Origin of the sequence: uncultured Microbulbifer sp., assembly GCF_947489355.1 — a bacterium.
GTDB lineage: Bacteria > Pseudomonadota > Gammaproteobacteria > Pseudomonadales > Cellvibrionaceae > Microbulbifer.
Map to the genome: position 1 here is coordinate 1 of NZ_CANLDD010000091.1, position 8,419 is coordinate 8,419.

Consider the following 8,419-nt stretch of genomic DNA (forward strand, 5'->3'; position numbering starts at 1 on the left):
AGGAACGTTAGTTCCGTACAGACCGCTTTGAGCGGTTCACGATTAAAGCCACCGGCTTTGCCGGTGGATATTTACTTTGGTAAAATACAGAAGATCCTTTACCGGCCCATCCTGATTGAATGGTAGACTGCCTAGCGTATCTTTACAGGCGGTTCAGGATTTAGGCCTCCTGTTTAAATAAATCGTGGTTGGTAGACCCCTATGTGCATGACAGGTCGGATCGCCTCAATAGCTTGATTATAGAGCGCCTTTTATTTATTTGAAAAAACTTCAAGCCCAACTAATAAGCCCTGTTCTTCTCGGTACTGTTACCTCCCCATTACTGCTCACTTGTGCGGTACAATTATTGGCTAATGCGCTGGATTTATATCCCTGCTCAGAGAGTCTCTATAATACACTCATATCCAATATTGCCATATGGGCCATATCCTCAGCGAGCGCATAGCACACACATTCATGATCGCCCTTGTGCATGCTTTGATCAGAGCCGGCAATGTCTTGTATAATCGTGTCATGTGCTGTCTGCAGCGCCAAGGGATCTATTTTAAGGTCACGGGGAGCACCCAATGGGGTGAGGGTTTCTTTGAATATTCTTCTGAATATATCTTTGGCCTCAAACCCTCTGTGGACCATTTCGACACCGAATGTCTCATTATTTAAATTGCGCACCTTAAAAACTTGTGCTGCAAACTTTCAGAGTTCCTGATTTCTGTATAACTTTTCAACCTGGTCGTGTGATTACTGTTCTTCTGATTCCTACCACAATCCGTAATGTAGGCATTTTCACTTCTTCAATGTGTGCTTTAATTGATTTTCCATGTGAGGGGTTAAAGGGCCACCGCTTGGTGAACTTTGATATTCAGCTTTTCGGCTCCCATAATTCAACCGGATTGCCTTCCGGGTCATGAATCCTGGCAAATTTACCGTTGGGATATTCTTCTGCATCTATAGCGACTTCGATACCTGCTCGGCGAAGTTGATCTGCCATTTTAGACAAGTCATTCACGCGAAAATTAATCATCCAGCTTTGTGATTCCTTGCCGAAATAGGTTGTATCATTTTTGAACGGCGCAAATACAGTTGGCCCCCCCTCTTGTACCCAGGGCAATTGACTATATTCTGCCGGAACGGGGTTTACACCTAAGTGCTTCTCGTACCATTTTGCAAGTTTCTCAGGATTACCCGTACGGAAAAATATACCGCCAATCCCATTGACTTTCTCCATTTTTATTCCCTGATTGATTTATAGGTAAAATAGCAATCTGTTATCACAGCCCGGTGTTCGATGAGCTGTATTCTATCGAAACTTATGTTTAGGTGGTAAGGGGCTTCTATACTTTTCAATAATTAAAAATATTCTGGTATTGTCTTCTTGCAACAGAATGGGTATTGCGTACTCCTCCACATCAATTTGGTGGCCTATCTATCCGAGAAAATTCTTCCTGCATTTATGGCTCAATTTTTTACTCCCTGTGATGCCTTCTCTGTTTTTGTAGCTACAGCGCTATACAAAATACTAACCAGTGTGTTTGGCGCGAAAAGCTCTTTGACAGACTAATTCTGATAACTGGCGTTTCCCATGGATTGTCGACCTTTTGTTACCGATAAGGTTGCGCGTGCCGCCTCTCTTATTCTCTGTCTTTTTGGGATTTGACAACCACAATGGATTGCAAAGCCAAACGGTCTGGCGCCCATTTGTAATAAATCGTTAAAAAATAGCAAATGGTAGCTACCTGCAGTAGGAATATTGGTGCCTTAGTAATAAAAATAATTTCACCATCGATTTGCGTAGCCTTTGACTTCTGATGATCGTACCAGGTCTATGGTTTGTCTTTCCATAGATACAGCATTCTTTCTGTCTGTGTCGTCAATATGTTCGGGGTAGCCGCGTTACCGATTGCGTAAGTAAACACATACTTACTTTTAGTGCTGCCATTTGTTATTAACCCCACCCAGTCTTTCAGGAGAAATAACTTTCTGAGAAAGTAAAACTTTCTTTTTCGGCGGCTAAAAATAACGGACTGCAAAGTCAAACTCGTGTGGCGCCTCTTAATACTACAAATCGCTAAAAATCAGCAGCTTCAATCCCCCCGACACCGTTGTTTTTGCGTCTTTCCTTGGGAAGAATCTCCCGCTTCCAGGCTCGTGCAGTATCGGGTTTTTGCTGACGAGTGTATCGGGGCTGTGCACAGCCTGTCTCGGGTGCCGGGTATTCTTCCCACCCGTGCCGGCAATACTCGGTGATACCAGCAGTGCCGGGTTAATGTGGTAAAGGGAAGTGCCGCCGCCGGCTGCGGGTTGGTTGTAGCTGAGCATATCGGCGGGCCTGCGTGGCTACGCTGGTATCTGAACGGTGGCAATCCAGCAGGTGAGGGAAGCGCGGTTTGATTGTCGGGTTGATAACCAAAAATAATCGAAAACAGAAAAAGTACAGAGAGAAAGAGGAATCAAGATGTTGGATTTTCGCAAGCCGCAAAAAAAGCGGATCGCACAGGCGATTCGCCAGGCGCAGTCAATCAATCATACCGCCCCCCTGTGGTGTAGCGCTGCGATGGCCTGCCTGGCAATAACGGCCACGCCCGCCATCGCCCAGAGTGATAGCGGTGAAGAAGCCTACAGCAAGGCCATTGAGGAAATTACTGTTACCGCACAGAAGATTGAGGAGAGCATTCAGGACGTACCCATTGCTGTTTCGGCTTTGTCTGGTGACACTATGGACGACCTGAAAATCGAGCGCGGCGAGGAGCTGTTGCGCGCGGTGCCCAATGTGAATTTCTCTAAGAATAATTTTAGCACCTACAACTTTTCTATCCGCGGTGTGGGTACCAAGGCCATCTCCGCCAGCTCAGACCCGGCGGTGGCGGTGAGTTTCAACAATGCGCCACTGATCCGCAACCGCCTGTTCGAGCAGGAGTTCTTCGATGTACAACGCTTGGAGGTACTGCGCGGCCCGCAAGGCACCCTGTATGGCCGCAATGCCACCGCCGGGGTGGTGAATATGTTGCCGCAGATGCCGGGGCCGGAGTTTGAATCAAATCTCAAGGCGGAGGTGGGCAGCTACAATTCCCGGCGTACCAGCGGCATGTTGAATGTACCCCTGGGGGATTCCCTGGCCATGCGCTTTTCCGGCGCTATGACCCAGCGGGACGGCTTTGACTATAACACCGTGACCGACAACGACGTTAATGACCGGGATCTTTACTCCACCCGTTTGATCCTGCAGTGGGAGCCCAGCGAAGCCTTTAGCGCCAATCTGATCTGGCAGCACTTCGAGGAGGATGACAACCGCTCCCGCACCGGCAAGCAGCTTTGTACCCGCGATTCCGGGCGAGACATGGCTGGTGACACTGAGATCCCTGAGCAATTTAAAAACCAGTTCACCTTAGGGTGTCGCCCCGGTTCCCTATACAGTGACGATGCCTATAACACGCCAGACGCCCGAGGCTTTGCATTTGTGCGGCTTCTCCAAGGTTTAAGCTTGGGCAGAGATGAAAACCGCCAACCAGTTTTGGCAATACCTGAAGATTTAGATCCCTATGCCAATGTCAGGCAGTCGCGGGACCTGCATGAGATAGCCACCAGCTATGATCCGGTATTCCGCGCCGAGAACGATCTGGTACAGCTCAATCTGGAGCTGGCCCTGGGGGATTCGCTGCAACTTTTTGCCCAGTCCACTTACGCCAAGGACGACTACTACAGCTCCCAGGACTACAACCGTTATGCCTCTGTGCCGGTCTTTAACGATTCCGAGGGTTTAACAGACCTCTTCGGCCGGCCGCGCTCTGGGGCAACACCGGGTGGACTTTATACCGATCCACAACTGGGCGCCACGGATCGGATGCTGGCGGTGGACATCAGTCAGTCGGATAACCGCCAGAGAAGCCATGAGTTGCGTTTGCAATCCACCTTCGACGGCCCCTTTAATTTCTCCCTGGGTGCCAACTCCCTGGATTTTGAATCCCAGGATGATTACTACGTTTTCAACAATATGTTTTCCTTTATCGCAGAATATTTTTATAACTTAGATTTTCTTACCGGCTTGACGGATCCGTGTGATGATTTCGAAGAAAATCCGAGAAACCGCGAATGTGTTTATGTGGATCACAGTTCACTCGACCAGGTAGATGATGAGGGACACAACTATTTCCTTAGTCGCAATCTGGTCAAGACCCGCTCCCAGGCGCTGTTTGGGGAGACCTACTGGCAGTTTTCTGATGCGGTAAAACTCACCGCGGGTCTGCGCTATACCGAAGACCGCAAAACCGCTACCCCGGTGCCCAGCCAGTTACTGATGAGCGCGGATTACAAACCAGATGGCAGTATAGAAAGACCTGGCCCGGGTACTGGCGGAAAGACAGGAAGAGGGCATCCCGCTCTGCCGGATGTAGAGCAGGAGTGGCAGGAGTACACCGGTCGCCTGGTACTGGACTGGCGCGGGGAAACCCCCTTTACCGACGAGACATTATTCTATATTTCCTTTGCCCATGGGTATAAAGGCGGCGGCACCAATCCGCCGCGGGTGGATATCGACCCTGATGTAGTGCAGTACCAGCCCCTGGCCAGTACTTTTGAACCGGAATTTGTGGATGCCATCGAATTCGGCACCAAGAACAGTCTGCTGGACGGCAGTATGACCCTCAATACCACTGCCTTCTACTACGACTACAAAGATTACCAAGTGTCGCAGATTGTGGACCGTATCTCCCTGAATGAAAATTTTGATGCGGAGAGCTGGGGCCTGGAGCTGGAAGGCGCCTGGCAGATGACTCCCAGCACCCGTGTGGATATGAACCTGGGCTATTTAAAAACTCGTATTGGCGATGGCGAGGAATCCATTGATGTGATGAACCGTACCCAGGGCAATGCGGACTGGATGGTGATGCGTCCCTGGGTACAATTGCCTTCCAATTGCATAGTGCCGGTTAAGGTTGTGGAGGAGATTCTCAACGCGACTGGGGGCCCTTTTAATCAGAAACCGACAGATCTTGAATTATCATTGCTTTGTGGTGGTGCGCAACGCTATGGTAGCTGGTCCCCACTGGAAGCAGAGGTGAGTAGTGATCGTAAAAAATTCTGGGAATTTTATGGGATTGATCCCTATAATCCCCTCACCGATGCCCCCAACGGCGGGCGTGGCTTTGCCGCCGACCTGAGCGGCAACGAGCTGCCGAACGCACCGCGTTTTACAGCCAGTTTGGGCCTGGAGCATGTGATCCAGGTGAAGGATTGGGACCTGAAGTTGCGTGCCGATTACTACCGCCAGGGGGAAAGCTATGCGCGTGTATACAATACTGAGTATGACCGTCTGAGGGCCTGGAGCAACCTGAATGTATCGGCCAGCTTTACCCAGCCGGAATGGGACCTGCAGATGCAGCTCTATGTAAAGAATGTATTTGACGATGCGCCCATCACCGACTTCTTTACCAACAGTGATGATACCGGGTTGAGTACCAATGTGTTTACCCTGGAACCGCGGATTATAGGGTTAAGCCTGTATAAGGGCTTTTAATGATTGCCGCCCTATTGGGGCGGTGATATTATGTTTCACAGAGGAAATCTGAACCTATAGGCTGCAATACTTTTTTTGCGGCCTTTTTTATGAAGTTTGATTGTCTTTATTTGGTGCTCGATTTGGTTGCTGAGTTCAATAAAGCCAGGGAATAGGGAATAGGGAATAGGGAATAGGGAATAGGGAATAGGGAATAGGGAATAGGGAATAGGGAATAGAGAGCCGGTCAGTGTCTATTCGTTGCCTAATTGCCCCGACACACTTGTCAGGAGGTTATCCGGTTGAATTAAAGCACAATGTTAACGGGTTGTGAGACTTATCAAGTAAGGGTTTCCAGGTTGCACTCTTCAGTGTTTCAGAGCGCGGATTTTATAACAATGAGAACATTAAATCGGACTTGAATGAAACTTATTTGGAAGGCGCTGAAAAGGATGCTTGAAAGCAGTTTCCAAATTTTCTCAAAATAAAAACTGTGCGATTATGGATATTTCTTTAGCTATTCTACTAAAGCTACGGTTGATCAATATTATTATGCACAGTAACAGCTTGTATAAGCATATAAAATGCCGAGGACAATATCTGTCCGCGGCGCAGTTAGCTGAAATAGCAAGGGTTGTGTAGGATGCCTGTGGTGTAGTGTTCATCTCACCAACTATTATGCAGTCGCCGCCGCTGTCGATTGCTGGAATGACAGCATAGTCGAAAGTAAGCATCCCAGAGGCCTGGTCAAAAGTACCGGTCAAGTCGCCGGCGCAGCTGCCGGTTACGGCCTGTAGAACAACGTCTTCCAGGGTTACTGTACCGTCGGCATTGCCCTCCAAATTGTAGGGCAGATTGGTAAATGTAATCGTGTTTCACAAGTCTAAAGTTCCTCCGGAGAGTTCTAAAGCACTTACAGAGGCGTCGGAACCGTTCAGGGTGCCGATAGCTAACAGGTCGCAGTCCAGAGGGACGCTTTTAAATAAAGCTAGGGGTTGAGCAGTGGCCAGGGTGATGGGACCAGTGGAAGACCAGGTTTCCGCATTGGCCAAACCAGAAAAACCGGCGAGAGCGATGGTCAGGGAAGCTATGGTAAAGCATTTTTTTTCATGGTAATTATTCTCTCCAAGCTAGTTAACACATGACGCTGCATAAGGAATTGTCGAATTTCTCAATAAAAGTTCATCAGGTTATTGTACTGGATTGGCTGGAAATGCTAGTGAGAAAACGAATAAAATACTACCCTCACACTTTCTCATCTTGTTTACTCTATTTTTAAAAGCCGGATATAAAACTCCTGTATGTCGGGTACCTGATCTTACTGACACTGTAGTAAGGATGCGTAACTGGTGGTGATTTCATAAAAATATGAGGCCGTGACGAAGTATAATAGCACTGCGGGCAATATCTGCCCGCAGTGCACGGTGGAGCGAAGGCACAAAGATTTAGGGCCTAATGCTCATGCCCGTTAAGGATTGGTATAGGACGCCTGTGGATTAGTCATTACGTTACCACTGATCGTGCAGTCGCCGCCGCTGTCAGTGGCTGGAAGGACGGCAGCGTCGAAAGTGAGCACGCCAGTGGCCTGGTCAAAAGTACCAGTTAGGTCGCCGGCGCAGTTACCGGTTACGGCCTGGACAACAACGCCTTCCATTGTTGCTGTACCGTCGGCATTGCCCTCCAGATTGTAGGGCAGATCGGTAAACGTAATCGTGTTGCACAAGTCAAAAAGCCCCCCGGAGAGTTGCAAGGCACCTACAGAGGCATCGGAACCGTTCAGGGTGACGGCACCCATCAGATCACAGTCCAGAGGAATGCCCTTAAATAACGCTAAGGGTTCAACACTTGCCAGGGCCACGGGGCCGGTGGGAGACCAGGTTTCCGCATTGGCCAGCCCAGCAAAACCGGTGGCGGCGAGGGTAAGAGATACAGCAGTAATAAATTTTTTCATGGTAATCATTCTCTCCAAGTTAGTAAGTGCACTACGCGGCACAAAGGAATATTGCCTGCAAGGTGCCCGGCATTGGCCGGGCACCTTGCAGCGTAACTACCCCTGGTGTCCGGGGCATGACAGCGTGATTGCAGCACAAAGAATTACCCAATTTTTATATAACCACAGTACAAAAAAATCTACTTATATAACTATTATGACAATCCATTGCTGTAGGTACAAAACACGCTACCGTATCCCTGTGCCATCGCGGAAAAACCACAAGCGCTTTAAGGTGTTGCCCTTTAACGAAGAAAATTAAACAAGCAGTGGCCTTATCGGTCTGTGAGTTTTCAATAGGGTAAGACGCGGTAAACCACCTGCAGGGGGGATAGCTGCGACAAGTTGGCGTGAATTTTATCTTTTTGTCTGAAAAAGTAGATGGGTGTTCAATTCGGACGCCCATTCCGGGTTGACTGATAGTTTCTGGATTATGATTTTTCCGGAGAGTGGTTTATTTCGGAGGGTGGTGTTACAGGATTTTTCTAGTGGAAAAATAGTTTTACAGAATTATTTCCGGTATCCAAAACTTTTAATGTTTGCTGCATGGTTATTTTTATGTTGAGTACACAATTCTAAAGTAAGTATTTACTTGTCTCGGTCGAACGCTCATAAAGTCAGGTAAGTTCTCGCAATTACCTTGGTATTTTACTGCAATTTCTGCAGTAAGATTTATAAATCCTGTTGAATTATATGGAGTGGGCTCATTCGCCACGGTGTAAGGGTATGGTAGAGGACGGAAACTCTTTTAAACAAGAATTTTTACTGGGTAGTGGTAACAGGAGTTGAAAAGGCACTAACAAATGTGTCGTTTCATTGCCCTTTTAAAAAATAGCTGGAGGGTGTTCAAAACTCTGTGTCAGTCAAGTAGCCTCATAGGCTGATATATTTCTCCAGGCGATCCGGGAAGTGAATTGTCAGCTGTGACAGCGTCAAGTTCC

At 48.2% G+C, this 8,419-nt stretch carries 4 protein-coding genes; 1 reads left to right on the forward strand and 3 read right to left on the reverse strand.

Features of this window, described 5'->3' with window-relative positions:
• Window positions 1-387: 387 nt before the first annotated feature.
• Entirely contained in the window at window positions 388-669 is a 282-nt protein-coding gene (locus Q1A48_RS20065; protein ID WP_299948473.1) for a hypothetical protein, read from the reverse strand.
• Between the two features lie 190 nt (window positions 670-859).
• Window positions 860-1,225 carry a VOC family protein gene (locus tag Q1A48_RS20070; RefSeq protein WP_299948475.1) on the reverse strand — a complete coding sequence of 122 codons (366 nt, stop codon included), beginning with the start codon at window positions 1,223-1,225 and terminating at the stop codon, window positions 860-862.
• A gap of 1,227 nt (window positions 1,226-2,452) precedes the next feature.
• On the opposite strand from Q1A48_RS20070, the gene Q1A48_RS20075 reads away from it, so the two are divergent.
• Window positions 2,453-5,509 (forward strand): TonB-dependent receptor, encoded by a 3,057-nt coding sequence (locus Q1A48_RS20075; protein ID WP_299948476.1) that lies wholly within the window; start codon window positions 2,453-2,455, stop codon window positions 5,507-5,509.
• Between the two features lie 1,447 nt (window positions 5,510-6,956).
• On the opposite strand, the gene Q1A48_RS20080 is transcribed toward Q1A48_RS20075, so the two are convergent.
• Window positions 6,957-7,439: a hypothetical protein gene (locus tag Q1A48_RS20080; protein ID WP_299948478.1), complete on the reverse strand. Its 483-nt coding sequence runs from the start codon at window positions 7,437-7,439 to the stop codon at window positions 6,957-6,959.
• Window positions 7,440-8,419 lie beyond the last annotated feature (980 nt).